Source organism: Kribbella sp. NPDC056345 (genome assembly GCF_042262745.1).
Lineage (GTDB): Bacteria > Actinomycetota > Actinomycetes > Propionibacteriales > Kribbellaceae > Kribbella.
On the sequence record NZ_JBHJQQ010000008.1, the window covers coordinates 1 to 26,976 of the forward strand.

Below are 26,976 nucleotides of genomic sequence, written 5' to 3' on the forward strand. Positions count from 1 at the left end.
CAGGTGCCACGCGATGCGAGGAGTCTTGTAATCATGACGGTGACCGACCCAGCGGTGGTCCCTGAAGTTGTGCTGGAGGCCGACGGCCTCACCAAACACTTCCCGGTACGGCGTGGTCTCCGGGACCTGTTGACCCGCGACCGCAAAGTCGTGCACGCGGTCGACGACCTGACCCTGACGCTGCGCCGCGGCCGGGTGACCGCGCTGGTCGGCGAGTCCGGTTCGGGCAAGTCCACGGTGGCCCGGCTGCTCGCCCAGCTCTACCGCCGCACCGACGGAGACGTCCGCCTGCACGGCCGGTCCGTCGAGGTCCACGGCGGTCGCGCCTTCCGGGCGTACTGCCGCCAGGTGCAGATGATCTTCCAGGACCCGTTCGCGTCGCTGAACCCGACGCACACGATCCGGTACCACCTGACCCGCGCACTGAAGATCCACGGCCGGGCCGGCAAGAACTCCGCCGAGCTCGAGGAGAACCTGCGCAACCTGCTGGAGCGCGTCCAGCTCGTTCCGCCGGAGCGGTACCTGGACAAGTTCCCGCACGAGCTGTCCGGTGGTCAGCGGCAGCGCGTCTCGATCGCCCGCGCCCTCGGCGCCGATCCCGAGGTGCTGCTGGCCGACGAGCCGGTCTCGATGCTCGACGTATCGATCCGCCTCGGCATCCTGAACCTGCTGCGTGATCTGAAGGAGCGGCTGAACCTGGCCATCCTCTACATCACCCACGACATCGCCTCGGCCCGCTACTTCGCCGACGAGACCATGGTCATGTACGCCGGCCGCATGGTCGAAGGCGGTGACTCCGAGACCGTCACCCAGAACCCGGCACACCCGTACACGCGGTTGCTGATCGAGAGCGCGCCCGACCCCGACCGCCTCGACCGGGTCGGCGATCTCCGCGCCCCGGAGGAGCGGGGCACCGGCGAACCGCCGAGCCTGATCGCTCCGCCGACCGGTTGCCGGTTCCACCCGCGCTGCGTGCACGCGATGCCGAAGTGCTCGACGGAGCTGCCGCCCAGGTTCGAGCTGCCGATCGTCGACAGCGGACAGAGTCACTGGGCCGCGTGCTGGCTCTACGAGGAAGGAGCTGCCAAGTGAAGTTCCTTCTGCAACGCATCGCGTTCTACCTGTTCACCGCATGGGCAGCACTGACGATCAACTTCTTCATCCCGCGCCTGATCCCCGGTGACCCGGTCACCTCGCTGATCAACAAGTACCAGGGCCAGATCAGTACCGAGGCGATCCAGTCGCTCTACGTCCTGTTCGGCCTCGACAAGAACGCCAGCATGTGGAGCCAGTACGTCGACTACTGGGGCCAGGTGTTCCGCGGCGACCTCGGGTTGTCGTTCACCTTCTTCCCGACCCCGGTCATCGACATCCTGCAGCAGAGCCTGCCGTGGACGATCGCCCTGGTCGGCCTGACCACGCTGGCCAGCTTCGCGATCGGCACCGGACTCGGCGTCCTCGCCGGCTGGCGGCGCGGTTCCTGGCTCGATGGTCTGCTGCCGGTGACGACGTTCCTCTCGTCGATCCCGTACTTCTGGCTCGGTCTGCTGGCGATCACGCTGCTGGCCGGTCCGGACAGCATCTTCCCGTCGTCCGGCGGTTACGAGCCCGGCCTGGTCCCGGGCTGGACTCCCGAGTTCATGGGCAGCGCGATCCAGCACAGCCTGCTGCCGGCGATCACGATCCTGATCTCCTCGGTCAGCGGCTGGATCCTCAGCATGCGGAACATGATGGTGACGGTCGCCTCCGAGGACTACATCACCGTCGCGCACGCCAAGGGCCTGCCGGAGAAGCGCGTGATGATGAGCTACGCCGCACGCAACGCGCTGCTGCCGAACGTCTCCGGTTTCGCGCTGTCGCTCGGCTTCATCGTCGGCGGCACGCTGCTGGTCGAGATCGTCTTCTCCTACCCCGGTATCGGCTACAACCTGTTCCAGGCCGTCGGTTCCAAGGACTACCCGCTGATGCAGGGTGTCTTCCTGGTCATCACGCTGTCGGTCCTGGTCGCGAACCTGATCGCCGACGTCGCCTACCTGATGCTCGATCCCCGCACCCGGAAGGAGGGCTGAGATGTCCGCACCCACCAGCACCGTCACCGCGGTCAGCCCGGAAGGCCCGGTCGTCGAGGCCAAGCCGGCCAAGCGCCGCCGGTTGCGGTTCGTCGCCAACGGCAAGGCCGCGACCGGCCTGATCACGCTCGGCTTCTTCTGCCTGATCGCGATCATCGGCCCCTGGATCGCGCCGTACGACCCGTCGGCGCGGAGCAACGACCTGATCCAGCCGCCGTCGTCCGAGCACTGGTTCGGTACGACGCACCTCGGTCAGGACATCTTCAGCCAGATGCTCGTCGGCACCCGGGGCGTGATGTTCGTCGGCCTGCTGGCCGGTCTGGTCGCGACCGCACTGTCGATCCTGATCGGGGTCAGCTCGGGCTTCCTCGGCGGCGCGGCCGACGAGGGTCTGTCCGCCCTGTCGAACGTCTTCCTGGTCATCCCGGCCCTGCCGCTCATCATCATCGTCGCCTCGACAATCCCGGGCGCGGGTGACCTGATGGTTGCCCTGGTCATCGGTTTCACGTCGTGGGCCTGGGGTGCTCGGGTGCTCCGCGCCCAGACGCTGTCGCTGCGCCGGCGGGACTACGTCGAGGCCGCGCGCGCCACCGGTGAGAGCACCTGGCGGATCATCACCGCCGAGATCATGCCGAACCTGACCGCGATCATCGCCTCCAGCTTCGTCGGTACCGTGATCTTCGCGATCATGTCCGAGATCACCCTGGCCTTCATCGGGATCTCGACCATCTCCGAGTGGAACTGGGGCACCATCCTGTTCTGGGCGCAGAGCCAGCAGGCGCTCGCCCAGGGGGCCTGGTGGTGGTTCGTCCCGGCCGGTCTCGCGATCGCGATCCTCGGCACGGCGCTGTCGCTGATCAACTTCGGGATCGACGAGTTCGTCAGCCCGCGGCTGCGCAGCAGCGGTCACACCCGGCTCAAGACCAAGGACGGTCACTCGGTCCGGATGCGCGTCGGCTTCACCCCGGTTCTCGGCACCAAGGCGGTTCCGCCGACTCCCGTCGTACGGAAGAAGGTGGATGCAGCATGAGCGGCAAAGAGCCTGTACTGGAGATCAAGGACTTCAGCGTCGACTACGGCCTGGGCGACCAGGGCGTGCAGGCGGTCCGCGATGTCACGCTGACGCTGCATCGTGGTGAGGTGCTCGGGCTCGCCGGTGAGAGCGGGAGTGGCAAGTCCACGCTCGCGTACGGCGTCACCCGGCTGCTTCCGCCACCCGGGGTGATCAGCGGTGGTTCGGTCATCTACCACCCGCCGGGCGGCGACCCGTACGACGTGATGACGCTGACCGACCACGAGTTGCGGGCGTTCCGCTGGGCTGAGACGTCGATCGTGTTCCAGGGGGCGATGAACTCGCTCAACCCGGTGCACAAGGTCTCCACCCAGATGCTCGACGTGATCAAGGCCCACGAGCCGGACCTGACTCCGCAGGCGCGGATCGCCCGCGCGCAGGAGATGCTCAAGCTGGTCGGCATCTCCGCGGACCGGATGGACGCCTACCCACATCAGCTGTCCGGCGGTATGCGGCAGCGCGTGATGATCGGTATGGCGCTCGTACTGCAACCGCAGGTCGTGATCATGGATGAGCCGACCACCGCGCTCGACGTAGTGATGCAGCGGCAGATCCTGGCCCAGCTGGTCGAGTTGCGTGAGCGGCTCGGGTTCTCGGTGCTGTTCATCACGCACGACCTGTCGCTGCTGGTCGAGTTCTCCGACCGGATCGCGATCATGTACGGCGGGCGGATCGTCGAGGAAGCCAAGTCAGCCGACCTGTACAAGGACTCGCTGCACCCGTACAGCGAAGGACTGCTGAAGTCCTTCCCGGCGTTGCGTGGCCCGCGCCGGGAGCTGTCCGGGATCCCCGGCTCACCGCCCGACCTGCGCGGGATGCCGTCGGGATGCTCGTTCCATCCGCGCTGCCCGCACGCGTTCGACCGTTGCTCCGACGAGGTCCCGCTGCTCGGGATCCCCTCGGCCCGCAACGACCCCAGCCGGTCCGTGGCCTGCTGGCTCCCCGGCCGGGTCCCGGTCGGTTAAGTCCCTCCTAACCTTCGTGAAAGGCCACACTTTATGAGTACAACGTCCGTGTCGGGGGCGGCCGCAGATCTGATCGCGGGTCTGCCGGCCGACTTCCGCTGGGGTGTCGCGACCTCGTCGTACCAGATCGAGGGTGCGATCGCCGAGGACGGCCGGACGCCGTCGATCTGGGACACCTTCTGCCAGGTGCCCGGCGCGATCGACAACGGCGACGTCGGCGACATCGCCTGCGACCACTACCACCGGATGCCCGAAGACGTTGCCCTGATCAAGAGTCTCGGCTTCGACACCTACCGGTTCTCGGTGGCGTGGCCGCGGGTCCAGCCGCGCGGCAAGGGTCCGGTGAACCCGGCCGGGCTGGGCTTCTACGACAAGCTGGTCGACGAGCTGCTTGCCCAGGGCATCGACCCGTGGGTGACGCTCTACCACTGGGACCTGCCGCAGGAGCTCGAGGACGCGGGCGGCTGGCCGAACCGGGACACGGCGTACCGGTTCGCGGAGTACTCGATGCTGGTGTTCGACGCACTGAAGGACCGCGTCAACACCTGGACCACGCTGAACGAGCCGTGGTGCTCCGCGATGCTCGGTTACGCGTACGGTCTGCACGCGCCGGGCCGCAAGGAGTACCCGGCCGCGATCGCCGCCGTCCACCACCTGCTGCTCGGGCACGGCCTGGCCACGACCGCCATGCGCGAGGCCTCACCGCGCAAGCTGGACATCGGCATCACGCTGAACGTGGCCACGGCGTACCCAGCCAGTGACGCCGAGCCGGACACCGAGGCCGCCCGCCGCGCCGACGGCATGGGCCGCCGGATCTACCTGGACCCGCTGGTGCACGGCCGCTACCCGGCCGACATCGTCGCGGACCTGGCCCTGGAAGGCGTCGAGATCCCCGTCCAGGACGGCGACCTCGAGCTGATCTCGGCGCCGATCGACGTACTGGGCGTGAACTACTACTTCAGCCAGAAGTTCAGCGGGTACGCCGAGGACGGCAGCACGGCCGACGAGAAGGGCCTGCCGATCAGCCGGACCATCCCGCTGGGCCGGCCGAAGACCGCGATGGACTGGGAGATCGTCCCCGAGGGCTTCACCGACCTCCTGCTCAGCATCGCCCGGGACTACCCGAACCTCCCGATGGTGATCACCGAGAACGGCTCAGCCTTCGAGGACACCCCCGACGAGAACGGGTACGTCGCCGACGACGGCCGGACCGAGTACTTCACCACCCACCTGGCCGCCGTCGCCGAGGCGATCAACCAGGGCGCCGACATCCGCGGCTACCTGGCCTGGTCGCTGCTGGACAACTTCGAGTGGGCCTACGGCTACGTCAAGCGGTTCGGCATCGTCCGCGTCGACTACGACACCCAGGCCCGCATCCCCAAGCAAAGCGCCCTCTACCTGAAGGAACTAGCCGAAGCTCACCGCGCCAGGTAGTCGTTGACCGTCGTGCTCATGAACTCGTAAACCCCATGAGCACGACGGTCTACCGTCTTCAAGGTGGAGTTCGGCAGCTTCGCATGGAGCTCCTGAGCCCACCGCAGCGGAATGTTGTCCCGCTCGGCCTGCACGATCAGCATCGGCACCTCGTTGCCGATGACAAGCTCCGGCTCACTCGTGTGGTACCTCCAAAACGCACACGCCAGAAACGTCGCGTGAAACAGCGGCTCGGTCGCCCGAGTCCGCTGCACATCCCGCCAGTACGGCGCCGGCCCTTTCGGCCACCCGTTGTCATTGCACGTGAACGCCACGGACGCGGCGGCGAAGCGGCTGTAGATCGGCGCCGTAGTCAAGTACTGCTGCATCCACCCGTCCAGCTCCGGGGTTGACTTCCCGTCGATCAAGGCACGAACGTTGCGTGCCATCAACTCACGGTCCTTCTCGTCTCCCAGTGCAGACTGCAATGCCCATGGCAGCGTTGCACTATTCACACTCTTGATTCTCTCCACAGCTGCACGGACCTGCATTCCGGTTCGGCCTAGGTGATACTTGTCGTCCCTCCACGCCACCCACGCGGCCCACTCGTCGAACGCCGCCTCCGCGCGCTCGCCGGTCGCGAGGTGGTGGTACTCCGATCCCTCGACATCCGTCACGCTGTCGACGACCATCCGGTCCACCCGCTGCGGGAACAACTGGCTGTAGACGACACCGAGATCCGCTCCCCACGAGACCCCGTAGTACGAGATCTTCTGCTCTCCCAACGCAACCCGGATCGCATCCATGTCCCGGGCAACGTTCCGGATACTTGCGTACGGCAACCGGTCGTCCTTGCATCCGGCCACATACGTCGCCGCCAACTTGCTTGCTCTGTTGAAGTCTTTGCGCGTCAGCGACGATCGGAAGAGATCGCTCAGCCGGACCGGACCACAGTCGACCGGATCACTCGCGCCCATGAACCGCGGGTCGATCCCGATCACGTCGTACTGCTGCGCCACCGCACCCAGCAGCGGCTTCAGATCGAGCGGGTACGTCGTTCCTGGTCCGCCCGGACCACCTGGATTCGTCAGCAGGACCCCGCGCCGCTTGGCCGGGTCCGCCTTCAGACGCGAGATCGCGAGCTGCACCATCCGTCCATCCGGATGCAGGTGATCGAGCGGCACACGCACCGTCGTACAGTCCGCTCCCGCGGCTCGTAATGCCTCGTCGTCACACGGGCCCCAGCGAAGGCCACCGGCGACGGCCGGTGTCAGTCCACCGGCCGTTACTGCGATGGCCACGGCAACCGCTGCTGTTTTCCACATCCTTCGACGGTAGGAACGCGCGCGGTCCGTGTCGGCCGCCGAGGCGCCCGTTCCGGGGTAGCGGCTGCGCTACCGCAGCGGCGGCAGGCTCAGCGCCGGATCGGTCGCGAACGCGAACAGCTGCGCGTCGGTGATCGCCATCTGCTTGGACGAGATCGTCGTGTTGTTGCGGAACACCGGGTCCACCGCGACGTACAGGAACTCCCCGTCCGGCTGCACGTAACTGAACTCGATCATCCGGCCTTGCCGGCCGATCATCCCCGGCCGGCGGTTGGGCAACGTCACCTGCCGGCAGATGACCGGCCGCGATTCGCTCTGGAAGTACGAACCACATGTGTTGCCCGCGGGCTCCGCCGAACGCTCGAGCCCGATCAGGAACATGCCCTGCCCCTTCTCCCCCTTCGCGTTCCAGCCGACCTTGCGCAGGGTTCCGCGGTAGCCCGGCTCGGTGTTGACCTTGAACGGGCCGGTGGCGAAGTTCAAGTGCTTCTTCGACGGATCGAAGTGCTTGTACATCAGTCTCTTCATCAGCCCGTCGAAGCTCTCGGGCTTCGCGGCGGCCGACGGGGTGCTGACCGGCGCCTGCTGGGTGGCGACCGGCGGCTCGAGCTGCGCGGTGTCTTTGAGTACGTCGCTCATCCCGATCGTGGCGACGGCCACCGCGCCGGCCGCGATCAACGCCGTACCACCGGCCAGGAACCGGCGTCGGCGGAGGCGGCGACGACCGGCCGCCAGGTCGTCGGCGACTGCGCGCGGAAGCAGGTCGTCCTGTGCGGCGGCGGCATCGGTCAGTCGCTCCATGAGCAGCTGCTCGTCGATCATCGGTGTCCTCCTACAGCCCGAAACTGGGCACTCAGCAAGTCGTTCAGTCGGGCGAGGGCACGCGCGCTCTGGCTCTTCACGGTTCCGGTGCCGCAGTTGAGGTCGGTGGCGGTCTCGTCGACGGACAGACCGACGAAGTACCGCAGGATCACCACCCGACGCTGACCGAGCGGCAGACTCGCCAGCGCCTCGATCAACGCCCGGCGATCCTCGACCGCGAGCCCTTCCTCCATGACGGGATCGAGCCCGTCCAGCCCGGACTCTTCCCGGCGCCACGGCCGGCGGCTCTCGTCGATCCCCGAGTTCACCAGGATCCGCCGTACATAGGCGTCGAGGTTGCCGTCGCGGTGCACCCGGTGCCAGCCGACGTACAGCTTCATCAACGCCGTCTGGACCAGGTCCTCCGCCTTGTGCACGTCACCACAGAGCAGGTAGGCGATCCGGCGCAGCTGAGTACGCCGCTGAGCGACGTACTCGCTGAACTCCTCGTCCCGTGTTCCTCGCGCCATCCGTTGTCCCCTCACTCATTCCGTCACCGATGAGTACGGAGCGGCCGGGGCAACGGTTGTCAGCCCTTCTGCGTGACCCGATCGAGCGGTGCCGGGGTGAGCGTCTTGTGCGCCCGGAGGTAGGACGCGAAGGTCTCGTGATCAGTGTCGGTGCGGACGGGGTCGGTGTAGTAACTCTTGAACGCTGTGTAACCGTCGGCGCCGATCACCGTGTAGGCGAGCGCGGCGATGCGGTAGGTCTTGGCCGGATCCAGTGACACTCCGTTGATTTGGACGTCCTTGGGATCTACCCGGTCGCCCACTGGCCGGCTTGCGTCGAAGCTGTATTTGACGTTCTTCGACGCCGCGAGTGGCGCGAACTTCACCGTGCCGTTCGGCTGCGTCTGCCATTGCTGCTCGAGTACGGCGTCCAGTTCCGCGCCGGTCAGGCTCACCGTCAGCACCGGGTTGCCGTAGCCGTAGGCATCCCACGATTCGCCCAGCAGCACTCGTCCGTCCGCGTCGCCCGGCTTGTTGCTGCTGGCAACCAGAAGATCACCGCGGAGGGCAGTCGAACCGGTCGCCGGCTTCGCTGCGATCAGCCCGAGGTCGGCCTTGCCGTACCGCTGAGCGGTCCAGAGGTGTACGTCGGCCGCCAGGTCGGCCATCGTGCTCTCGCCGACCGCGTTCGGGGTGCGGGTGAAGTCGCCGGTCACGGTCGCGACCGGTTCGGCGTACTTGCGATCGCCCGCGGCCGACCAGTAGTCGACGATCTTCTGGAGCTGCGGGTCCGGGGTGACATCACGCGTCACCGCGTGGTTGGTCGAGGTGGTCCGGTCGCGCAGCACCTCACCGGTCCGGGGGTCGAGCTGCAGGTTGATCTCGTTGATCAGCCGGCCGTGGTTCGCCGCCTCGACGACCGGGCGCGGGTTGCCGGCCGGGTCGGGGATGCTGCAGTTGAACGCCGCATGCCAGTGCCCGGTGACGATCGCGTCGATCTGCGGAGTCACCCTGCGGGCCAGCTCGATCGCCGGACCACTCGGGTTGACGCAGTTGTCGTACGTCGCCGACGCGTCGGTCCCGCCCTCATGCATGTTCAGCACGATCGCCTTCACCCCACGCCGGGTCAGCTCGGCGGCGGCCCGGTTCGTGGACTCGACCGGGTCAAGTGCCTTCAGATCCGGCTGGTACGACGTACTGCCGACCGGCGCGTCCGGGACGGTCAGCCCGATGAAGCCGACCGGGTAGCTGCGGCCGTGGTCGCGCACCCACCGGATCGTGTACGGCGCGACGATCGGCCGGCCCTTCTGGTCGACGATGTTCGCGGTCTGGAAGTCGAAGTCGGCCCCGTGGAAGCGGCGACCGGTCGAGTCCTTGAAGCAGCTGTCCACGCCGGGCGTCCCGAAGCACTTGCCCTTGGCCATGTGGTCGACCAGGAAGCTCTTCGACACGTCCAGCTCGTGGTTACCGACGCTGGAGAACTCGACCCCGAGCGCGTTCAGCGCCTCGATCGTCGGCTCGTCCGCGTGCGCGTCCACCTCGAACGGCCAGCCGGCGAAGCTGTCACCGTCGGCGAACATGATCGAGTTCCGGTGCCCGGCGCGAATGGTCTTCAGATGCGTCGCCAGGTACGCCGCGCCGCCGACCACCTGGGCCTTCCCGTCCGGCCCCGCGATCGTCCCGCCGTCCGCAGGTGACGGCGGCCGGAGATACCCGTGGAAGTCGGTGATCGAGACCAGCTGAACCGGCACCGGCGCCGGCACCTGCCCGGCACCTCCGGCGGCCGCGGTCCCGCCGCCGAGCCCCACCCCGATCACCACCACAGTCGCGAGCAACCTTGGCATTCTGCGCATTCCTGCCTCCAACGCGGCCTAAGCAAGCGGTTTCCGACAAAGAGGAGACTGCCTCATCATGAACGAGATGTCACTACCAAACGGCTGATCAGCAAACCTGGAAAGAATCCACCGCCGACAGCGCTCTCCCCACCGGCACTCCTGATCTGGTCCAATGTCTGCGTGGTGGCCGGTGGTCCCGCGAAGCCTCCGGCCATCACCCCGCCCGGGCACGCACTATCGTGCGAACCTGATCCTCGGCACCTGCGTTCGCCCCGACGCGCCCCACCACCTCAACCGCCGGAGCAGGCATGATCCCCAGCCCCACCTCCATCACCCCCGACCAGGGCACCTTCACCCTCACCCCGGAAACCCCCATCACCACCGGCTCCCCCGAGCTGACCACTGTCGTCACCCAGTTCCTCGCCGACACCCAGCTCGACTCCCCACACGTGCACCTGACAGTCAGTTCGGAGGGGTTGGACGGCGTACCGGCGGGGGTTCGGGTGATGTTCGGCTCGGAGGGGTTGGCCGACGTACCGGCGGCGGCTGGGATTCGGGCTGATGGTGCGGAGGTGGATGAGCGGTACGGGGTGGAGGTTCGTGCGGATGGGATTCGGGTGTGGGGCGCTTCGGCGGAAGGTGTGTATCGCGGGCTCACCACGCTCCGTCAGCTGATCGCCGTCCACGGGCAGGACATCCCGTGTCAGCGCATCGTCGACGGGCCGCGGTTTGCGTGGCGCGGGCTTTCGTTCGATGTGGTGCGGACGTTCCACCCGCCGGAGACGGTACGGCGGGTGATCGACATGTGCGCGCTGTACAAGCTCAACGTCCTGCACCTGCACCTCACCGACGATCAGGGCTGGCGGTTCGAAGTCGCATCCCGCCCGGAGCTGATCAAGTTCGGCTCACTCGGTGCGATGGCCGATCGCCCGGGCGGTTACTACACCCCGCTCGAGCTCGCCGAGCTCAACCGGTACGCCGAGGAGCGGTTCGTCACGCTCGTTCCGGAGATCGACTTCCCCGGGCACACCGGCGCGGCCTCCCGCGCGTACCCCGAACTCACCACCGAGCTCCCCGGCATCCCGCTGCCGAACGGTGCCACCCTCGAGTTCCACTCACTCGACCCGGCCGACCCCGAGGTCTGGACGTTCGTCGAGGATGTCGTGGACGCGGTCATCCCGCAGTTCCCGCGGTCGGCGTACCTGCATATCGGCGGTGACGAAGCGTGGGGCATGTCCGACGACGCCCACGCCGCGTTCGTCCAACGGGCCGCGGAGCTCGTCCGGGACAAGGGCAAGCGGGTCGTCGGGTGGCAGGAGATCGCCCGGGCCGACGTGGACCAGGCCGACCTCACGCAGTACTGGCTGGACATCCAGGACATCGACGCGATCTCCGAGCGCCCCGAGGTCCCGGAGTTCCTGATCGAGCACCTGGCCAAGGCCAGGCACGACGTACCGAAGGCGCTGGAACGCGGCGGCAAACTGCTCGTCTCCGCCACCACCTACCTGTACTTCGACCGCCCGCACGCCGCTCCGTCCACGGATCCGGAGCAAGAGGAGACCCGAGCCCGGGTCGGCCTCCGCGCCTACCCGCCGGCCACGATCCAGGACGGCATCGACTGGGACCCGGTCGGCAACACCCCCGGTGTCACTTCCGACGATCAGCTCGCCGGCGTCGAAGCCGCCGTCTGGTGTGAGACCGTCACCAGTCGCGACGACCTCGAGTTCCTGCTGCTCCCCCGCCTCCCCGGCGCCGCCGAGAAAGCCTGGTCCCACACCACCCCCACCAACTGGCCCACCTACGCCGCCGCCCTCGCGCGCCAAGCACCCATCTGGCGCACCCGCGGCTGGACCTGGTTCCAGTCCTCCGAAGTCGACTGGGATGTACAGAAGGACTGGTAGTAGGCATCTACGTATACCCGTCCCCACGCCTGAGCCCAGGGCCGGCGACCGCGATTCAGCCACTACTACCCGTTCTTATGTACACAACGAAGGGGCGGACCATCACGGCCCGCCCCTTCACCAAGGCCTCAGCAGGTAGCGGTGGGGGCTGCCCAGTCGGCGCGGTCGTTGTAGCCGCCGTCGCCGGCGTCGCCGACCACGAGGTCGAGGACGCGGACGTTGGTGAGGTCGACGTCGAACGGCTTCGGCGAGAAGCGGTCGACGACCCCGCTGTCGAACAGCACCTTGCCGTCACCGACGACCTGGAACGTCGCCGTGCCACCATCCGGCCCGACGTTGCCCACGACGTCGTCGATCCCGACGGTTCCGCTCAGCCGCGTGCACGCCTTACCCAGGTAGTAGCGAACCAGCGAAGGCGACGCGACACCGATACCGGTCGAGTACGTCGTTCCGGTCAGCTTGATGGGGTTGCCACCACCGACGCTCTCGTCGATGGCCGGTGACATCCAGCCGCTGGTCGCGGTGATCCACTGGTGGTGCGACAGCGGCACGGTCCCATCCGGCGGTACCGGCGCAACCACGACCGGTGACAACGAGGTCGTGAGCCGCTGCACGCCATGCCCAAGAGCCTCGTACGACGTTGTCGCCGTCAAGCTCGCCGTACCAGGCGCGGCATTCGCCGGAAGCTTCACCGTGAAGCCGAACGTCGCCTGCTTGCCGCTAGCAATCAACACTGGGGCCGTCGTCAACGACTTCACCGTCCACCCGGTACCACCGGCGAGAGTCACCGTCGGCTGAAGCACCGGAAGCAGGCCGTCGTTGCGAACGGCAACCTGCACGGTCAGTTCGTCGCCACCGGCAACCACCGGCGCCACGCCCTCAGGCTGGACGTCCGTCCCGACCTTCGTGACCTGCGGAATCCCGGCCGTCACATGCGACGCACCCGGCAGACCCAACGCCGGTGAGACCCGGAAGAGCGCCGTACCGTGTGCCGGTACTGCCGCACTGATCGTGCCCGCACTCTCGGTGACCTTGTTCGTCCACGCGTTCTTCAGCGTGAACCGTGCGCCGGACAGCCCAACCGCCTGGGCGGTCGTGGTGATCGTCTTGGCGCTGTCCCCACGGTTCAGAAGCACGACGGCACGGCTGCCATCGGCCAACCGCTTCACCCAGGTCTCCGTCGTACCCGCTGCGCCGACCCGAACCGCCTGCACCGCAGCCTTGTCCTGGTTGATCGCCAGTACGTCGGGATCGGTCAGCATGGAGACCGTGGTCGCGCTCAGCTTCCGCACGTCGCTCCCGATCACCAGCGGCGCAGCGGCGACTGCCCACAGCGTCAGCTGGGAACGGAACTCCTCGTCCGTCATCCCCAGCTCCGGGGCCAGGTAGTCCGGGTCGCTGAACGCGCCCGGCTTCACAACCTCCGGGTGCCGCGCGTTCGCGTCGTAGTTCCGCAGCACGTCCTTGAACTTGATGTCGCCCTGGAAGCCGACGTCGGTGTAGGTCCGCCAGGACTGAGCGATCCCCGGTGCGTACGACCAGGAGTTGATCGACTGCTGCGACTCGGGGTAGTTGCCCCAGTCCGGCGAGGTCACCGGGTTGCAGAGGTTGAAGATCATCGGCCGGCCACTCGCGTTGTTCCGCAGTGCCTGGGCAAACTCGGTGAAGACCGTCTTCGGATCGAGGTCCGCCGCGATCCCGCACAGGTAGTCGACCTTCACGGCGTCGAACCCCCACGCGGCGAACTGGTCGGCGTCGCGCTGGTAGTACCCGCCGCTGCCGAGCCCGCACTTGCCCGGGATGAACGGACCGGCGTCGGTGTAGATGCCGGCCTTGAGACCCTTGCTGTGGATGTAGTCGACCAGCGGCTTCAACCCGTTCGGGAACTTCGCCGGGTTCGCGACCAGGTCACCGGCCGCGCTCCGCGACTGGTCGGCCTGCCAGCCGCCGTCCAGCCAGACGATGTCGTAGCCGGCCTTGGCCAGGCCGCGGCTGACCAGCGAGTCGGCGACCGACTTGATCGTGTCCTCGGTGAAGTCGCCGCCGAGGCCGTAGTAGGTGTTCCAGCCCTGGTACGGCGTCGGGCTGAGAACCGGGGCAGCTGTGGCCTGAGCCGCCACAGCTGCGGTCGTGGTGGTGGCGAGCGCGGCGGCCACCAGGGCAGCCGCGATCACCCCACCCAAAAGTCGCTTCATGTGTCTTCCTTTGCCGTTGAGCGGAACGGGGTCAGTCGAGAACCTCGACGACCAGACAGTGCGAGTCGGCGGTGCCGTCGAGCAGGACACCGACCTGCAGCAGGTAGCTGCCCGGGAGGGTCTCGTCACCCACCCGGTAGTTCTTCGCCGGGTCGAGCCCGGCCAGTGGGACCCTCAGTGGCCGGGTCGGCAGCGTGCCACGCACATTGCCGTCGCCGGTCTCCCACAGAAACACCACGGACCGCCGCGGACCGACGTACTGGACGCCGCTCCGCAATCCGTAGACCTTGCCCTCCGCAACGATGTCGCGGATGTCCTTGTACTGCTCGATGTTGCGCGTCGCCGTCTTCAGCTGCTCGTCGGTCCAGCGGGAAAGGTCCGCACCGATTCCCAGTACGCCGGCCATCGCGACGTGGAAGCGGAAGTCGAGGGACCGTTCGCGGCCGTCGTGGGTGCCTTCGGCATCGGTCACCCAGGAGCTCATCAGATGCGGCGCGAACCCGGTCCGAAAGCCCTGCTGGATCCTGAGCCGATCCAGCGGGGCCGTGTTGTCACTCGGCCAGAGCGTGTCGACGCGTGCGGCCATCCCGAGGTCGACGCGTGCACCGCCGCCGGCGCATCCTTCGACGAGTACGTCGGGATGCTCGACCCGGAGCCGGTCGAGGATCGCGTACAGGTTGGTCACCACTCGGCCGTCGAGGTCGCGACGTTGGTCGCCGCTGTCCAGTCGCGGCCGGTTCGCATCCCACTTCAGATACTTGACGTCATACGTTGACAACAGTTGATCAAGTGTTGACCACACGAATGCAGTTACGTCATCACGACTCAAGTCCAGTAATAGCTGGTTCCGGATCAGCACGGGCTCCCGATCGGGCGTCCTGAGAATCCACTCCGGATGCTCCGCAGCCAGCCGCGACCGTGGGTTGACCGACTCGGGTTCGACCCACAGCCCGAAGTCGAGGCCGAGCTCCTTCAACTGGTCGATGAATCCGTCCAGCCCGTTGGGGAACTTGCCCGGATCAACCTCCCAGTCACCCAGCCCGCCCGCATCATCGGTCCTGCCGACGAACCATCCGTCGTCGACCACGAACGTCTCGACGCCGATCCCGGCCGCCTTCCTGGCCAGCTCCAACTGGTGCTCGGCCCGGATGTCGAACTCGGTCGCGAACCACGAGTTGTACAAAACCTTCGGCGTACGCCGCCGCGACCGCGCCCGCTCGTACTCGTGGTACACCCGCGCGAGCCCGTCCGTACCCTCGCCACTACAAGCCCCCACCGCCTTCGGCGACGTCCAAGTCTCCCCCGGCCGCAACTGCAACCCCTGACTGGACGAGACCCGCCCAGCCTGGATCCTCACGGTGCCCGTGGTGTCCGCATCCGCAGTCATCTCCCACGAACCACTCCAAGCCAACTGCACGCCATACGCCACGTCCCCGTCAACCACCAGGTACGGCGAGTACGAGTGCCCCGTGATCCCCTGCGCACTCCCCACCGAAAACCGCCCACGCTCCAACGTGACAGCCGACTGCTGGAACTCGCTGTTCCACTCACCCCACAAGTACTTCACCGTGTTCCCACCAGGCACGGTGAACCCAGCCGACTCATGCCGATGCAACGTAAGCACGTCATCCCCACCGTTGCCGACGGAAACCCACCGCTCCACCGCATCACCCTCGATGCGGTAGTGCAGAGTCAAACGCACTCCTCGCACAACGTCGGCGAACACCAGCTCCAGGCCGCTGCCATCAACCTCGCCACCGGCTCCCCCCATCGAAAGACGGGAGTCGCCCTCATGCCCCGCACCCACCCCCACCCCGGCACCGGCACCGGCTCCCGCCGCGCCCTCACCCCCAGCACCCGCCGCGGCTGCACCTCGCTCGCCACTTACTGCGATTGCTTCCACGAACACCGGTCGGAGCTCGTCGACCCCGTCGGGGCCGCTCACCACGAGGTCGACGGGAGCGGCGTACCGGACCCCGCGGACGGCGTACTCGAGTGGCTCCACATCGGCTCGTGGGAGGAAGTGTTCGGTTCCCACCGGCGCGACTGTCGACGGGCCGTCGGCCACTCCGTGTGGGCCCCAGGCAACTAGTTGGGCCCACTCGCCGTGCGCCGGGACACCGACGACGTACGAGGTGGTTGCCCCACGCAACGTCCAGGTCTTCACTTGACGGCTCCGATCGCCAATCCACCGACGAAGTGCTTCTGGAACCGCAGGAACACCGCCACCGTCGGTACGGCAGCGATCACGGTGCCGGCAGCAATCACGTTCCACGATGACACGAACAGGCCCTGCAGACCCAGCAACGCGGGCGTCACCGGCATCTTCTCGCCGGAGCGGATGACCGTGATCGACCACAGCAGGTCGTTGAAGATCCAGGTGAACGACAGGGCACCAAGCGCCGCGAGAGCCGGCCGGGTCAGCGGCAGGATCACACTCGCGTAGATCTTCCCCGGCCCCGCCCCGTCGATCGTCGCGGCCTCCTGGATCTCCCGCGGCAGATCCCGCATGAACCCGTGCAGCACGAACGTGTAGAACCCGAGCCCGAACCCGACATGAACAGCGATCAACGCAATCAACGTGTCGTAGTACCCGATCAACTCCACGAACCGCGAGATCGGGATCAGCAGAATCTGAGGCGGCAGCAGGTTGCCCATCAGCATCAGCAGCAACACTGTCCGCCGGAACGGGATGTTGTACCGCGCCAGCCCGTACGCCGCGATCGACGCCAGCCCGAGACTCAGCAGCACCGCCGGAATCGTCACCAGCAGACTGTTGACCAGCGCCCGGAACTCGTCCGCGTCCTCCCAGGCCTGCTTGTACGTCGACAACGTGAACGAATGCGGCAGCGAACCGAGCCCGTTCGCCGCGACATCGTCGAAGCTCCGGAACGAGATCACGATCACCCACAGGATCGGCGCGATCCACAGGAACGACACCAGCCCCATCGACACGTGATAGCCGGCCGTCTTCAGGCGGTTCACGATTCCTCCTTGAAGGCGCGGATCAGGTAGCCGAGGATCACGGCCAGAGCGAGGAAGAAGATCACCACGGCGATCGCGGACGCATACCCGAGCTGGGTGGACTGGAACGCGGTCGAGTACATGTAGGTGCTCAGCAACTCGCTGGAGTGATACGGACCGCCCTTGGTCATCGACCACACGATGTCGAAGGAGCGAAGCGAGTCGATCACGATCACCGACAACACGACCGAGTTGACGCCCTTCAACTGCGGGATCGTCACGTAGAGCGTCCGCTGCCAAGCCGACGCACCGTCGACCTTGGCCGCCTCATACAGCGCGGGGTCAACAGCCTTCAGCCCAGCCAGATACAGCACCATGACATAGCCGATCTGACGCCACAGTGCCGGCAGGATCACGGCGTACAAGGCGGTATCGGGATCAGCCAGCCAGGGCCGGATGAAGTCGCCGAGACCGACCCCACGCAGGATCGAGTCGACCAGTCCGTCCGGCTGGTAGAACACGCGCCAGATGAGCGCGGTCACCACCAGCGAGAACACGACCGGCGTGAACAGAGCGGCCCGGTAGATCCCCACCCCACGGCGTTCCCGCTGCAACAGCAACGCCATCCCGAATCCACCGGCCACGCTCAGTCCACCGAACAGCACCAGCCAGATGGCTGTGTTCTTCAATGCCGTCCGGAAGATCGGGTCCGACACCATGTCCCGGAAGTTGCCCAGTCCAACAAATGTCGGCGCCGACAACCCGTCCCACCGAGTCAGCGCCAACCAGAAACCTTGCAACGCCGGCCAGAATACCCACACCGCTTCGATCACAAACGGCACGAAGACGAACACCAGGATGAGCGGCGAGACCTTCCACGGTTTCCTCGCCACTGTTCCCGTCGCTGTGGAAGTCACGCCTTGAAGACCTTCTCGGCCGCGGCCTGCCAGTCCTTGAGGATCTTGTCGATCTGGTCCGGCTTGTCGAGGAACTTGGTCAGCGCGGCGTCGGCCGTGGGCTGTAGTGCGTCGCTCGAGTCCCGGTTGAAGAACTGGGTGAGCTCGGCGGCACCCTCGATCATCGCCTTACCCTTCTTCACCAGCGGCGTGTCCGCGGACTTGCCGTCCGGGTTCGCCGGGATCGCCGTACCGGAAGAGCTCTGGACGTAGATCTCCTGCGCCTCGGCGGTGGCCAGCCAGGTCATGAACTTCTTCACGCCTTCGGGGTCCTTGGCCTTCTTGGACGCGAAGTAGCCGTCCGTCGGCGCCTCTTCGGCGACCGGGACCGCGGGGTCGATGATCGGGAACTGGAAGAAGTCGATGTCGTCCAGGGCGTCCTTCGGCGCGGAGTCCGCGAAGAAGGTGCCGATCAGGAACATGCCGGTCTTGCCGCCGAGCAGCGCGGAGGTCGCCTCCTGGAAGGGGAACGACTTGCCCTTCGGGTCGAAGTACGGCAGCGCCTCCTGCCACTTGGTGAAGACGGCCTTCACCTTCGGGTCGTCGAAGCGGCCGCGGCCGGCCAGTAGGTCGCGGTGGAACGGTGCGCCGTTGATCCGGATGTTCAGGTAGTCGAACCAGGCCGAGGCCACCCACGGGGTGTCGCCCAGGCCGATACCGATCGGCGGAACACCCTTGCTCTGAATGGTCTTGCAGACCTCGAGGAACTCCTCCCAGGTCTTCGGCGGGGTGACACCCCACTTCGCGAAGTTCGACTTGCGGTAGAACATGCCCCACCAGTAGTAGCTGGTCGGCACGAAGATCTTCTCGCCGGAGCTGCTGGTCGACAGCGTCTGCATCGCCTTCGGGTAGTTGCCGAGGCCCTCCCACACACTCGACACGTCGAGCAGCAGGCCCTTCTTCGCATACGAGTCCGCGACCGATCCGGCGTACCAGGTGTAGACGTCCGGTGGGTTCGCGCTCGTCAGGTACGTCGGAAGCTGGGTCCGGTAGATCTCGGACGCGACCGTGTTGAGCTTGACCTGGGCGCCGCCGGTCTTGTTGTACGCGGCAACGAGTTTCTCCATCGCCCCCTTGGCCTGCTCGGCCGACAGGTTGGACTGCAGCGAGAGCTCACCAGTTGCCCCGCTGCTCGCGCCGCCGCCAGGACTGGGTGCCGTGGTGGCACATCCGGGCACGAGAGCGGCCGCGCCGAGCACGCCGAGTCCCTTGAGGAAAGTACGTCGATCTGCTGCCAGACCCGTCATGCCTGAACTCCTGAGATCTGCTCGACCAGCGTGCCAGTCGAGGGAGTGGTGTGTTGCCGACGATCTTGCGGCGAGCGATCCCAAGTGTCAATATTAATTCGTAAATTACGAGCAAATAGCTTGACGTGATCACCTGATCACGATCAACTGATGCCTCGTTCATCGTTGGAGGAGCGCTGCCCACGTGCTTGGGTAGAGCTGACTTCGGAGGAGGCACACGCGTGCGGCTGGCTGGGCGGGTGATCGTGGTGACCGGAGCCGCGTCGGGAATCGGCGCGGCGTGTGCCGAACGTGCCCTGAGCGAGGGCGCTTCGGTGGTGCAGGTCGACATCCACCCGTCGAAGGAAGTGCCGGGCAAAGCGCTCAGCGTGGTCGGTGACGTCACGTCGCCTGACACCTGGGCCGAGGTGGTGAGCCGCGGCCGCGACGAACTCGGGCCGATCGACGGGTTCGTCAGCAACGCCTACATCTCCGACGTACGACCGGCCCACGAGATGACGCCGGTGTCCTGGCAACGGCAGCTCGACGTGAACCTCAGCGCCGCGTTCCTCGGCTTCCGCGCCCTGTACGACGATCTCGCGGCGCGCCAGGGTTCCGTCGTACTGGTGTCGTCGGTGCACGCGTTGGCCGGGATCCCGGGGCACGCGGCGTATGCGGCGAGCAAGGGCGCGTTGGTGGCGCTCGCTCGGCAACTGGGAGTCGAGTACGGCGGTTCGATCCGGGTGAACTCGGTGTTGCCGGGGCCGATCCAGACCGCCGCGTGGGATCGGTACGGGCCTGAGGACCTGGAGCGGAGCGCTCGTGCGACCGCAGCTGGGCGGCTCGGACAGCCCGACGAAGTGGCGCAGGTGGTTGCGTTCCTGCTGTCGGCGGAGGCGTCCTACGTCACCGCCGCGAGCATTGTGGTCGACGGCGGCTGGTCAGCCGCCAAGGATTCGGCATGAGGGAGAGCTCTGTGGCGGGGATTCAGCGGGGACTGCACGGGCAGATCGTGGAGGTGATGGCGCAGCGCATTCTGTCGGGGACGATCCCGGAGGGCGCGACCATCAACGTGCCTGATCTGCAGGCCGACCTGGGGGTCAGCCTGACCGCGGTCCGCGAGGCGCTGAAGGTGCTGACCGCCAAAGGGCTGGTGGACGCGCGGCAGAAGCGCGGGACGTTCGTCCGCCCGCGAACGGACTGGAACCTGCTCGACCCCGACATGATCCGCTGGCACTTCTCCGACTCCGATGTGCGGCCGGAGCTGCTGGAGGAGCTGCACGAAGTACGCGGGATCGTCGAACCGGCGGCCGCACGGTTGGCCGCCGTACGGGCTCAGGACTCGCATCTGGAGGCTCTTGACACCGCGATGGCGGCGATGGAGTCGGCCACCGACGACCACGCCGCCGTGGCCGCGGACCTCGCCTTCCACCGAGCGTTGCTGGCGGCAACGGGTAACGAGCTGCTGACCAAGATGGAAGTGATCATGGAGACCGGCCTGGCCGACCGAGACCGCCTTGTCCACAAGGTGAAACCGTCGGACGACCCGGTGCCGAGCCATCGTCGCGTCCTGGAAGCGATTCGCGCGCACGACCCGGTCGCAGCCGAGCAGGCGATGCGCGAGCTGCTGGCCAAGGCCGCTGAAGACCTCCACGAGGTGCGCGGCTCATGAAGGTCGAACGCATCGAGACGTTCCTTGTTCCGCCACGCTGGTTGTTCTGCCGGATCGAGACCAGCGACGGCGTCGTCGGCTGGGGCGAGCCCGTGGTCGAGGGCCGCGCCGAAGTCGTCCGTACGGCGATCGACGTACTGTCGGAGTACCTGATCGGCCAGGACCCGCTGCAGATCGAGCGGCACTGGCAGATCCTCACCAAGGGCGGCTTCTACCGCGGCGGCCCCGTTCTGAGCAGTGCCGTCGCAGGGCTCGACCACGCGCTGTGGGACATCGCCGGCAAGGTGTACGGCGCTCCCGTGTCGTCCCTGCTCGGCGGCCGGGTCCGCGACCGGGCACGCGTCTACGCCTGGGTCGGCGGCGACGAACCATCCGCCGTAGCCGACCAGGTCGCCGAACAGGTCGCAGCCGGGATGACCGCCGTCAAGATGAACGGCAGCGGCCGCATCTCCCCGTCACCATCAGTTGCCGAGATCAACGACATCGTCGCGCGACTCTCCGCAGCCCGCACTGCACTGGGCGACACCCGAGACGTAGCCATCGACCTCCACGGCCGAGTCGGCGTCGCCGGCGCCCGCCGCATCCTGCACGCAGTCGAAGACCTACAACCAATGTTCGTCGAGGAACCAGTCCTCCCCGAACACATGCTGCACCTAGCCGAGGTAGTCAGCAGCTCAACCGTCCCAGTCGCCCTGGGCGAGCGCCTCTACCACCGCTCCGAGTTCGCAGCCCCCCTGAACGCCGGCATCGCCGTAGTCCAACCAGACGTCTCCCACGCCGGCGGCATCTCCGAACTCCGCCGCATCGCCTCCCTGGCCGACACCCACGGCGCCATGCTCGCCCCACACTGCCCCTTGGGCCCCATCTCCCTGGCCGCCAGCCTCCAGGTCTCCTTCGCCACCCCCAACTTCCTCATCCAGGAACAAAGCCGAGGCATCCACTACAACCTCGCCAACGACCTCACCTCCTACGTCGTAGACCCCACCCCCTTCACCTGGACCAACGGCCACGCCGAATACAATCCCCTCCCCGGCCTAGGCATCACCGTCGACGAGAACGCCGTCCGCGAAGCCGACAAATCCGGCCACACCTGGCGCAACCCCCTCTGGACCCAACAAGACGGCACCTTCGCCGAATGGTGAGCACCCCCGGCGACGCCCCCCACTCCCCCGGGCCCCAGCCCCCGCCCCCGCCCCAGCCATCGGTCGACGGACTCGACGCCAGCCCCACCCCACCTCAGCCACCGGTCGACGGGCTCTGCGTCACAACCCCACGGCCGCAGCGGCGAGAACCACAGGCTGCTGAGTCGGCCGCATCCGTGGCGACCGTGACCATCGACCCGGCCGACGGTGGTAGGTGGACCTCACTCCACCTCGCCGACCGGGAGTGGTTGTGGATCGGCCCGGGACTACTCGACGGACCGCGGACCGGCCACACCACGTTCACGGATGCCGGCGGGCTGGACGAGTGCTTCCCCACGGTCCGCGGCACACCAGACCACGGCGGGCTGTGGAACCAACCTTGGTCCGATTCGGTTGCCTACGAGGATGCCGTTCTCACACGTGCATTCACCGCTGGTGCGAACAGCTTGACCGTCGACTACCACCTGACCGCACCACCCGGCTATCACTTCATCTGGGCCGCGCACGCCTTGCTGGACTGCGCAGTGGACTCCACCATCACCGCCCAACCAGCCGAATGCCGCCTCTACCCCGAAGCGGCTCCACTCCTCGGCAGTTGGCCGACCAACGCACCCTGGGTTGCCACCTCTTGGCCGGCCCTCGGCCTCGACACCTACGGCGAGGCCGACGGTACGGCGGTTGGTGCGGTCCTCGTCGATTGCCCGTCCACCGTCATCCGCGACCGCGGCACCGAGCTCGCCACGAACCTCAGTTGCCCCGGGCAACCAGTCTCCACGGCACTCTGGCGCAACCTCGCCGGCTTCCCGGCCGAGGCGCCGTACCGGAGTCTCGGTGTCGAGCCGATGCTAGGCCGCGTCTTCGATCTGGCCGAGGCCGGTCCGGGCGACGCGGCCGTCGTACCGGCAACCGGTGAGCTGGCCTGGCGGCTGACCTTCTCCGCCAGGCCGGTGTGATGTCAGCCGAGCGGCAGGTCCAGTACGACGTTCGGCACCGTCGTGCTGTTGCTCGTGCGGATGCTGCCGATCTCGGCCGCGGTCAGCGCCCGCTTGTAGATCCGGACCTCGTCCATCGCGCCGTTGAAGTGATGCGCGCCGTCGATCCGCTGCCCGACGAACATCTTGAACGGCCGCCCCGGACTGACCGACCCCGCAGGCGAGGCAACGGACGCGACCTGCGCACCGTCGACCCAGATCGCCAACGTCAGGCCCTTCCGCTGCAGCGCGACGTGATGCCACGCATTGTCGTTGTAGGCCCTGGTAGTTGCCACCGCCGCAGTCTTGCCGCCGGTGGTGATCAGCCCGCGGATCCGGCTGTCCCCCGGCTCGGCCCGCAGCCAGAACTGCGAGAACTCGTTGATGTTGTAGCCCCAGAAGATCGCGTGGTTTCCAGTCGTGGCGTTGTACTTGACCCATGCCATCGCGGTGAAGTCACCGGCACCGACCGCCAGCGATTCGGCGAACGGCAGCTGGATCGCGTCATCGGTCCCATCGAGGTCCCGCGCCTGACCGAACTTCCCCGCGACCGACGTCGTACCGCCGCGCAGGTAGCTGTGGTTACCCAGCCCGGACACATCCGGAGTCGTCGTCCCGAGCGGTGCGTCCGGGTGACCGATGTCGTTCTCGGTGAACCGCGCGAACCGGATCTGATCCCGCGCATCGACCGTACCGCCCTCGTACAGCAGGCCGATCTCACCGGTGTCGAGGATCGCCATGTCGGAGTACCCGGACCAGTCACTGGTGATTCGGGTGCCGTCGGCAACGGACTGCCAGGTGTTCCCCTCGTCGAAACTCGACCGGATCGTCATGTACCGGCGCCGCGCCGGGTCGGCCGGCCCGGCGTGCAGGAGCCGGTTGTACTTGTGACCTTCGTCGACCGCCCGCAGCCGCTGCACCGAGGTCTGCACGACCGGCGTGACCAGTCCGGCGATCGTCTTGTACGGCGCCTCGTAGGTCTGACCGCCGTCGTTGCTGACCGCACTCATCCGGTTCGCGCCGTCCGGTCCGGCGTTGTTGCGAGCCACCGCCAGGATGCCGCCGTCGACCTTCTCGACGACGCTGATCTCCTGCGGGACCGCGCCGTCGCTGCGCAGATCGTTCGCACCCTTGTGCCAGGTCTCGCCCTTGTCGTCGCTGTAGACGAGCTGGGCCCCACCCTGGCCGTCGACGTCGTAGTTCGTCCCAGCGACCATCCGGCCGGCGTGCGCGCCACGGGTCAACTGGATACCGTGCATCGGCCCGGTCGCGTACCAGCTCCACTTCGGGTCGTCGATCTGCGCCCCGATGTTGGTGGCCTTGCTCCACGTGTGCCCGTCATCGACGCTGCTCTGCACGTACGGCGTCCGCGGGCGACTCGTCGTACCGGGGTCCATGGTGGTCAGCAGCACGATCTTGCCGGTCTCCTGGTCGACGATCGGCACCGGGTTACCGCGGGTGGCCACCGCGTTCGGGTCGGCATCCGTCCCGGACAGCACGGTCTTGGCCGCCGACCACGTCCGGCCGTCGTCGTCCGACCGCTTCACGACCAGGTCGATCTCCTGCGAGTCGCCGCAATACGTGCGCCGCGCCTCGGCGAACGCGAGCAGCGCGCCCGTCTTGGTCTTCACGATGGCGGGGATGCGGTAGCAGCCGTAGCCGGCGTCTCCCTTGTTGAACAGCACCGTCTGCGTGATCGCAGCGGGCTGGTTGTCGGCCTCGGCGTACATCGGCACGGTCGGCAGGAGCAGACTGAGCGCGATGAGCAGTGGAAGGCGTTTGGGCATGGGCGGATGCCTCCAAATGAACGGAAAGTAAACAACCTCACAGGTTGCTCAGGCAGTAATTTAGCTTCTTTCAGCGCTCGGAACCAGAGCACATCAGACGTCCTATGTCTTCAGGAGTCCTCATGGACCTGCTAGCCGAACTGCGCCGGCGCACCATCCTCGCAATCATCCGCGCCGACTCCCCCGACCGCGCCCTCGCCTGCGTCGACACCCTCGTCGAAGCCGGCATCACCGCGCTCGAGATCTCCCTCACCACTCCGGGCGCCGTCCAGGCCATCCAGCAGGCCCGGGCCGCCCACAATCCCACCATCCTGATCGGCGCCGGCACCGTCCTCACTCCCGCCCAGGCCGACGAGGTAGCCGCCGCCGGCGCCACCTTCGTCGTCACCCCCGCCATCACCAAAGGCGCCCACCGAGCCGTCGACCTCGGCCTCCCCCTGCTCTGCGGCGCCCTCACCCCCACCGAGGTGGTAGCAGCCCTCGACCTCGGCGCGACCGCCATCAAGATCTTCCCCGCCAAAGTCCACGGCCCCTCCTACCTCCGCGAACTGGCCGCTCCCCTCCCCCACGCCCCGCTGATCGCAGTAGGCGGCGTCGACGCCAAGTCCGCCCCCGAATACCTAGCCGCCGGCGCCCTGGCAGTAGGCGTCGGTTCCCCGCTACTAGGCGACGCCGGCACCGGCGGCTCGTTGGCCGACCTCACCACCCGAGCCCAAGCCTTCCTCGCCACACTCGCCGCCTAGGCGCAGGCACCTCCCCAACCTCCCCGCCCCACCAGCCCACCACGTCAGCTCCACCGCCCCAGCCCCACCACCCCATCACCCCCAGCCTCACCAGCCTCACCACCTCACCACCTCAGCCCCACCACCCCATCACCCCAGCCCCACCACCCCATCACCCCCAGCCCCACCACCCCATCACCCCCAGCCCCACCAGCCTCACCACCACCAGCCTCACCACCTCACCACCTCAGCCCCACCACCCCATCACCCCAGCCTCACCACCCCGCCAGCCTCCCCGCCCCGCCGCCCCGCCCAGCTCAACCACAATTGCGTGCACTGGGGTACACAACATCTCGGCCGCAGCGATCCGCACCACAGCCCACCTCGCCGGCCGCATGCGAACAACCTCACCACTGACCTCGGAGTACAGCGATGACCGACCTGCTCACGATCGGCGAGACGATGGTCTCCCTGCGCACCCCGCGCGCCCTGCGCCTCGGCGGTGACGCCCACCTGTCCATCGCCGGCTCCGAAACGAACGTCGCGATCGGCCTAGCCCGACTCGGTCACACCGCAACCTGGTTAGGTGCCGTAGGCAACGACGAACCCGGCCACCTGATCCAGCGCACCCTCCGAGCCGAAGCCGTCGACACCTCCCGAATGCGCTTCTCCGACACGGACTTCACCGGCTTCATCGCCTTCGACCAACCGTCCCACGACATCACCCGCGTCAGCTACCACCGCCGCGGTTCCGCCGGTTCCACCCTCACCGCCGACGAATGCGTCGCCGCTCTGGAAGCAGTCCAGCCGAGGCTCCTCCACGTCACCGGCATCACCCCCGCCCTCTCGGAGTCGACCCGCGCCGCGACACTGGCCGCCGTACAAGCTGCTGCGGCGAACGGCGTACAGGTCTCGCTGGATGTGAACTACCGAGCCCGCCTCTGGTCCCGCGCGGAAGCCACCGCCCTCCGCGAACTCCTGCCCCACGTCCACACCGTGTTCGCCTCGGACGACGAACTCGACATCCTCACCACCGCCGAAGACCCCATCGCCGACCTTCTCACCACCGCTACCGAGGTCGTAGTCACCGCCGGCGGCAAAGGCGCCTGGTCCCACACGGCAGCCGGCACCCTGCACAGCGCAGCCCTCCCCGTCACCGTCGTCGACAGCATCGGCGCCGGCGACGCCTTCGTCTCCGGCTACCTCTCCGCCACCCTCGACAACCTCCCCGCAGAAGCCCGCCTAACCCGAGCCACCACCTCAGGCGCCTTCTGCGTCACCGCCCTCGGCGACTGGGAATCCCTCCCCACCCGCCAAGACCTGACCCTCCTGACCCAGACCCAAGGCACCGCCCTCCGCTAACCAGGACCCCCACCACCCACCAACCCGCTCCGCCGCCGCCCCACGCTCACCACCAACCCGCCCCGCACACTTACTGGGTGATGGAAGTC

General features: G+C 67.3%; 22 protein-coding genes. 12 read left to right on the forward strand and 10 right to left on the reverse strand.

Annotation, left to right across the window (positions count from 1 at the left end; all coding sequences use genetic code 11):
- Positions 1 to 33 precede the first annotated feature (33 nt).
- The 5 genes from ACFCV3_RS26620 to ACFCV3_RS26640 are packed head-to-tail and all read left to right on the forward strand — an operon-like array spanning position 34 to position 5,540.
- Positions 34 to 1,092 (forward strand): ABC transporter ATP-binding protein, encoded by a 1,059-nt coding sequence (locus tag ACFCV3_RS26620; protein WP_376034241.1) that lies wholly within the window; start codon positions 34 to 36, stop codon positions 1,090 to 1,092.
- The gene (locus ACFCV3_RS26625) at positions 1,089 to 2,069 is read left to right on the forward strand and encodes an ABC transporter permease (protein WP_132410390.1); all 981 of its coding nucleotides are present in this window, start codon (positions 1,089 to 1,091) and stop codon (positions 2,067 to 2,069) included. The genes ACFCV3_RS26620 and ACFCV3_RS26625 overlap by 4 nt, the downstream gene beginning before the upstream one ends.
- A 1-nt stretch (position 2,070) precedes the next feature.
- Positions 2,071 to 3,099, forward strand: a complete 1,029-nt coding sequence (locus ACFCV3_RS26630) for an ABC transporter permease (RefSeq protein WP_376034243.1) — start codon at positions 2,071 to 2,073, stop codon at positions 3,097 to 3,099.
- Positions 3,096 to 4,106 carry an ABC transporter ATP-binding protein gene (locus ACFCV3_RS26635; protein WP_376034244.1) on the forward strand — a complete coding sequence of 337 codons (1,011 nt, stop codon included), beginning with the start codon at positions 3,096 to 3,098 and terminating at the stop codon, positions 4,104 to 4,106. Before ACFCV3_RS26630 ends, ACFCV3_RS26635 begins: the two co-directional genes overlap by 4 nt.
- Before the next feature lie 33 nt (positions 4,107 to 4,139).
- Positions 4,140 to 5,540, forward strand: a complete 1,401-nt coding sequence (locus ACFCV3_RS26640) for a GH1 family beta-glucosidase (protein ID WP_376034246.1) — start codon at positions 4,140 to 4,142, stop codon at positions 5,538 to 5,540.
- On the opposite strand, the gene ACFCV3_RS26645 is transcribed toward ACFCV3_RS26640, so the two are convergent.
- The 4 genes from ACFCV3_RS26645 to ACFCV3_RS26660 all read right to left on the reverse strand — a co-directional run bounded on the left by ACFCV3_RS26645 (position 5,525) and on the right by ACFCV3_RS26660 (position 10,007).
- Positions 5,525 to 6,844, reverse strand: coding sequence for an alpha/beta fold hydrolase (locus tag ACFCV3_RS26645; RefSeq protein ID WP_376034248.1), 1,320 nt, complete (start codon positions 6,842 to 6,844; stop codon positions 5,525 to 5,527). The two genes, ACFCV3_RS26640 and ACFCV3_RS26645, sit on opposite strands and share 16 nt — an antisense overlap.
- A 69-nt stretch (positions 6,845 to 6,913) precedes the next feature.
- Complete coding sequence (locus tag ACFCV3_RS26650; RefSeq protein ID WP_376034250.1) at positions 6,914 to 7,666, reverse strand: hypothetical protein; 753 nt, start codon at positions 7,664 to 7,666, stop codon at positions 6,914 to 6,916.
- The gene (locus ACFCV3_RS26655) at positions 7,663 to 8,175 is read right to left on the reverse strand and encodes a SigE family RNA polymerase sigma factor (protein WP_376034252.1); all 513 of its coding nucleotides are present in this window, start codon (positions 8,173 to 8,175) and stop codon (positions 7,663 to 7,665) included. Before ACFCV3_RS26655 ends, ACFCV3_RS26650 begins: the two co-directional genes overlap by 4 nt.
- A 59-nt stretch (positions 8,176 to 8,234) precedes the next feature.
- On the reverse strand, positions 8,235 to 10,007 hold the full coding sequence (locus tag ACFCV3_RS26660; RefSeq protein ID WP_376034253.1) for a bifunctional metallophosphatase/5'-nucleotidase: 1,773 nt from the start codon (positions 10,005 to 10,007) through the stop codon (positions 8,235 to 8,237).
- Positions 10,008 to 10,297: 290 nt separating this feature from the next.
- Between ACFCV3_RS26660 and ACFCV3_RS26665 the strand changes: the two genes are divergently transcribed.
- On the forward strand, positions 10,298 to 11,890 hold the full coding sequence (locus tag ACFCV3_RS26665; RefSeq protein WP_376034255.1) for a family 20 glycosylhydrolase: 1,593 nt from the start codon (positions 10,298 to 10,300) through the stop codon (positions 11,888 to 11,890).
- Positions 11,891 to 12,018: 128 nt separating this feature from the next.
- Here the strand turns inward: ACFCV3_RS26665 and ACFCV3_RS26670 are convergent, their stop codons facing one another.
- Genes ACFCV3_RS26670 through ACFCV3_RS26690 form a run of 5 tightly spaced genes read right to left on the reverse strand, consistent with a single transcriptional unit; the run spans position 12,019 to position 19,252 of the window.
- On the reverse strand, positions 12,019 to 14,085 hold the full coding sequence (locus ACFCV3_RS26670; RefSeq protein WP_376034257.1) for an NPCBM/NEW2 domain-containing protein: 2,067 nt from the start codon (positions 14,083 to 14,085) through the stop codon (positions 12,019 to 12,021).
- Positions 14,086 to 14,116: 31 nt separating this feature from the next.
- On the reverse strand, positions 14,117 to 16,252 hold the full coding sequence (locus ACFCV3_RS26675) for an alpha-galactosidase (protein ID WP_376034259.1): 2,136 nt from the start codon (positions 16,250 to 16,252) through the stop codon (positions 14,117 to 14,119).
- Positions 16,249 to 17,070 carry a carbohydrate ABC transporter permease gene (locus ACFCV3_RS26680; protein ID WP_376034261.1) on the reverse strand — a complete coding sequence of 274 codons (822 nt, stop codon included), beginning with the start codon at positions 17,068 to 17,070 and terminating at the stop codon, positions 16,249 to 16,251. The genes ACFCV3_RS26675 and ACFCV3_RS26680 overlap by 4 nt, the downstream gene beginning before the upstream one ends.
- Positions 17,067 to 17,966, reverse strand: coding sequence for a carbohydrate ABC transporter permease (locus ACFCV3_RS26685; protein ID WP_376034263.1), 900 nt, complete (start codon positions 17,964 to 17,966; stop codon positions 17,067 to 17,069). The genes ACFCV3_RS26680 and ACFCV3_RS26685 overlap by 4 nt, the downstream gene beginning before the upstream one ends.
- Positions 17,963 to 19,252, reverse strand: a complete 1,290-nt coding sequence (locus ACFCV3_RS26690) for an ABC transporter substrate-binding protein (protein ID WP_376034265.1) — start codon at positions 19,250 to 19,252, stop codon at positions 17,963 to 17,965. Before ACFCV3_RS26690 ends, ACFCV3_RS26685 begins: the two co-directional genes overlap by 4 nt.
- A 221-nt stretch (positions 19,253 to 19,473) precedes the next feature.
- Between ACFCV3_RS26690 and ACFCV3_RS26695 the strand changes: the two genes are divergently transcribed.
- From ACFCV3_RS26695 to ACFCV3_RS26710, 4 genes are all read left to right on the forward strand, one after another.
- On the forward strand, positions 19,474 to 20,196 hold the full coding sequence (locus tag ACFCV3_RS26695) for an SDR family NAD(P)-dependent oxidoreductase (protein ID WP_376034267.1): 723 nt from the start codon (positions 19,474 to 19,476) through the stop codon (positions 20,194 to 20,196).
- On the forward strand, positions 20,193 to 20,903 hold the full coding sequence (locus ACFCV3_RS26700; RefSeq protein ID WP_376034269.1) for a FadR/GntR family transcriptional regulator: 711 nt from the start codon (positions 20,193 to 20,195) through the stop codon (positions 20,901 to 20,903). Before ACFCV3_RS26695 ends, ACFCV3_RS26700 begins: the two co-directional genes overlap by 4 nt.
- Positions 20,900 to 22,045 (forward strand): galactonate dehydratase, encoded by a 1,146-nt coding sequence (dgoD, locus tag ACFCV3_RS26705; protein WP_376034271.1) that lies wholly within the window; start codon positions 20,900 to 20,902, stop codon positions 22,043 to 22,045. The genes ACFCV3_RS26700 and dgoD overlap by 4 nt, the downstream gene beginning before the upstream one ends.
- Positions 22,046 to 22,221: 176 nt before the next feature.
- Positions 22,222 to 22,998: a hypothetical protein gene (locus ACFCV3_RS26710; protein ID WP_376034273.1), complete on the forward strand. Its 777-nt coding sequence runs from the start codon at positions 22,222 to 22,224 to the stop codon at positions 22,996 to 22,998.
- A 2-nt stretch (positions 22,999 to 23,000) separates the two neighbouring features.
- Here ACFCV3_RS26710 and ACFCV3_RS26715 read toward each other — a convergent pair whose 3' ends face one another.
- Complete coding sequence (locus ACFCV3_RS26715; RefSeq protein WP_376034275.1) at positions 23,001 to 24,803, reverse strand: exo-alpha-sialidase; 1,803 nt, start codon at positions 24,801 to 24,803, stop codon at positions 23,001 to 23,003.
- Positions 24,804 to 24,925: 122 nt separating this feature from the next.
- Between ACFCV3_RS26715 and ACFCV3_RS26720 the strand changes: the two genes are divergently transcribed.
- On the forward strand, positions 24,926 to 25,546 hold the full coding sequence (locus ACFCV3_RS26720) for a bifunctional 4-hydroxy-2-oxoglutarate aldolase/2-dehydro-3-deoxy-phosphogluconate aldolase (protein WP_376034277.1): 621 nt from the start codon (positions 24,926 to 24,928) through the stop codon (positions 25,544 to 25,546).
- Positions 25,547 to 25,957: 411 nt separating this feature from the next.
- Positions 25,958 to 26,887, forward strand: a complete 930-nt coding sequence (locus ACFCV3_RS26725) for a sugar kinase (protein ID WP_376034279.1) — start codon at positions 25,958 to 25,960, stop codon at positions 26,885 to 26,887.
- Positions 26,888 to 26,976: the final 89 nt, after the last annotated feature.

What these genes read in the sequence shown, in the direction of transcription:
- ACFCV3_RS26620 (WP_376034241.1), top strand. Translation starts at nt 34, where the DNA reads ATGACGGTGACCGACCCAGCGGTGGTCCCTGAAGTTGTGCTGGAGGCC.
- ACFCV3_RS26630 (WP_376034243.1), top strand. Translation starts at nt 2,071, where the DNA reads ATGTCCGCACCCACCAGCACCGTCACCGCGGTCAGCCCGGAAGGCCCG.
- ACFCV3_RS26635 (WP_376034244.1), top strand. Translation starts at nt 3,096, where the DNA reads ATGAGCGGCAAAGAGCCTGTACTGGAGATCAAGGACTTCAGCGTCGAC.
- ACFCV3_RS26640 (WP_376034246.1), top strand. Translation starts at nt 4,140, where the DNA reads ATGAGTACAACGTCCGTGTCGGGGGCGGCCGCAGATCTGATCGCGGGT.
- ACFCV3_RS26645 (WP_376034248.1), bottom strand. Translation starts at nt 6,844, where the DNA reads ATGTGGAAAACAGCAGCGGTTGCCGTGGCCATCGCAGTAACGGCCGGT.
- ACFCV3_RS26650 (WP_376034250.1), bottom strand. Translation starts at nt 7,666, where the DNA reads ATGATCGACGAGCAGCTGCTCATGGAGCGACTGACCGATGCCGCCGCC.
- ACFCV3_RS26655 (WP_376034252.1), bottom strand. Translation starts at nt 8,175, where the DNA reads ATGGCGCGAGGAACACGGGACGAGGAGTTCAGCGAGTACGTCGCTCAG.
- ACFCV3_RS26660 (WP_376034253.1), bottom strand. Translation starts at nt 10,007, where the DNA reads ATGCGCAGAATGCCAAGGTTGCTCGCGACTGTGGTGGTGATCGGGGTG.
- ACFCV3_RS26665 (WP_376034255.1), top strand. Translation starts at nt 10,298, where the DNA reads ATGATCCCCAGCCCCACCTCCATCACCCCCGACCAGGGCACCTTCACC.
- ACFCV3_RS26670 (WP_376034257.1), bottom strand. Translation starts at nt 14,085, where the DNA reads ATGAAGCGACTTTTGGGTGGGGTGATCGCGGCTGCCCTGGTGGCCGCC.
- ACFCV3_RS26690 (WP_376034265.1), bottom strand. Translation starts at nt 19,252, where the DNA reads ATGACGGGTCTGGCAGCAGATCGACGTACTTTCCTCAAGGGACTCGGC.
- ACFCV3_RS26700 (WP_376034269.1), top strand. Translation starts at nt 20,193, where the DNA reads ATGAGGGAGAGCTCTGTGGCGGGGATTCAGCGGGGACTGCACGGGCAG.
- dgoD (WP_376034271.1), top strand. Translation starts at nt 20,900, where the DNA reads ATGAAGGTCGAACGCATCGAGACGTTCCTTGTTCCGCCACGCTGGTTG.
- ACFCV3_RS26715 (WP_376034275.1), bottom strand. Translation starts at nt 24,803, where the DNA reads ATGCCCAAACGCCTTCCACTGCTCATCGCGCTCAGTCTGCTCCTGCCG.
- ACFCV3_RS26720 (WP_376034277.1), top strand. Translation starts at nt 24,926, where the DNA reads ATGGACCTGCTAGCCGAACTGCGCCGGCGCACCATCCTCGCAATCATC.
- ACFCV3_RS26725 (WP_376034279.1), top strand. Translation starts at nt 25,958, where the DNA reads ATGACCGACCTGCTCACGATCGGCGAGACGATGGTCTCCCTGCGCACC.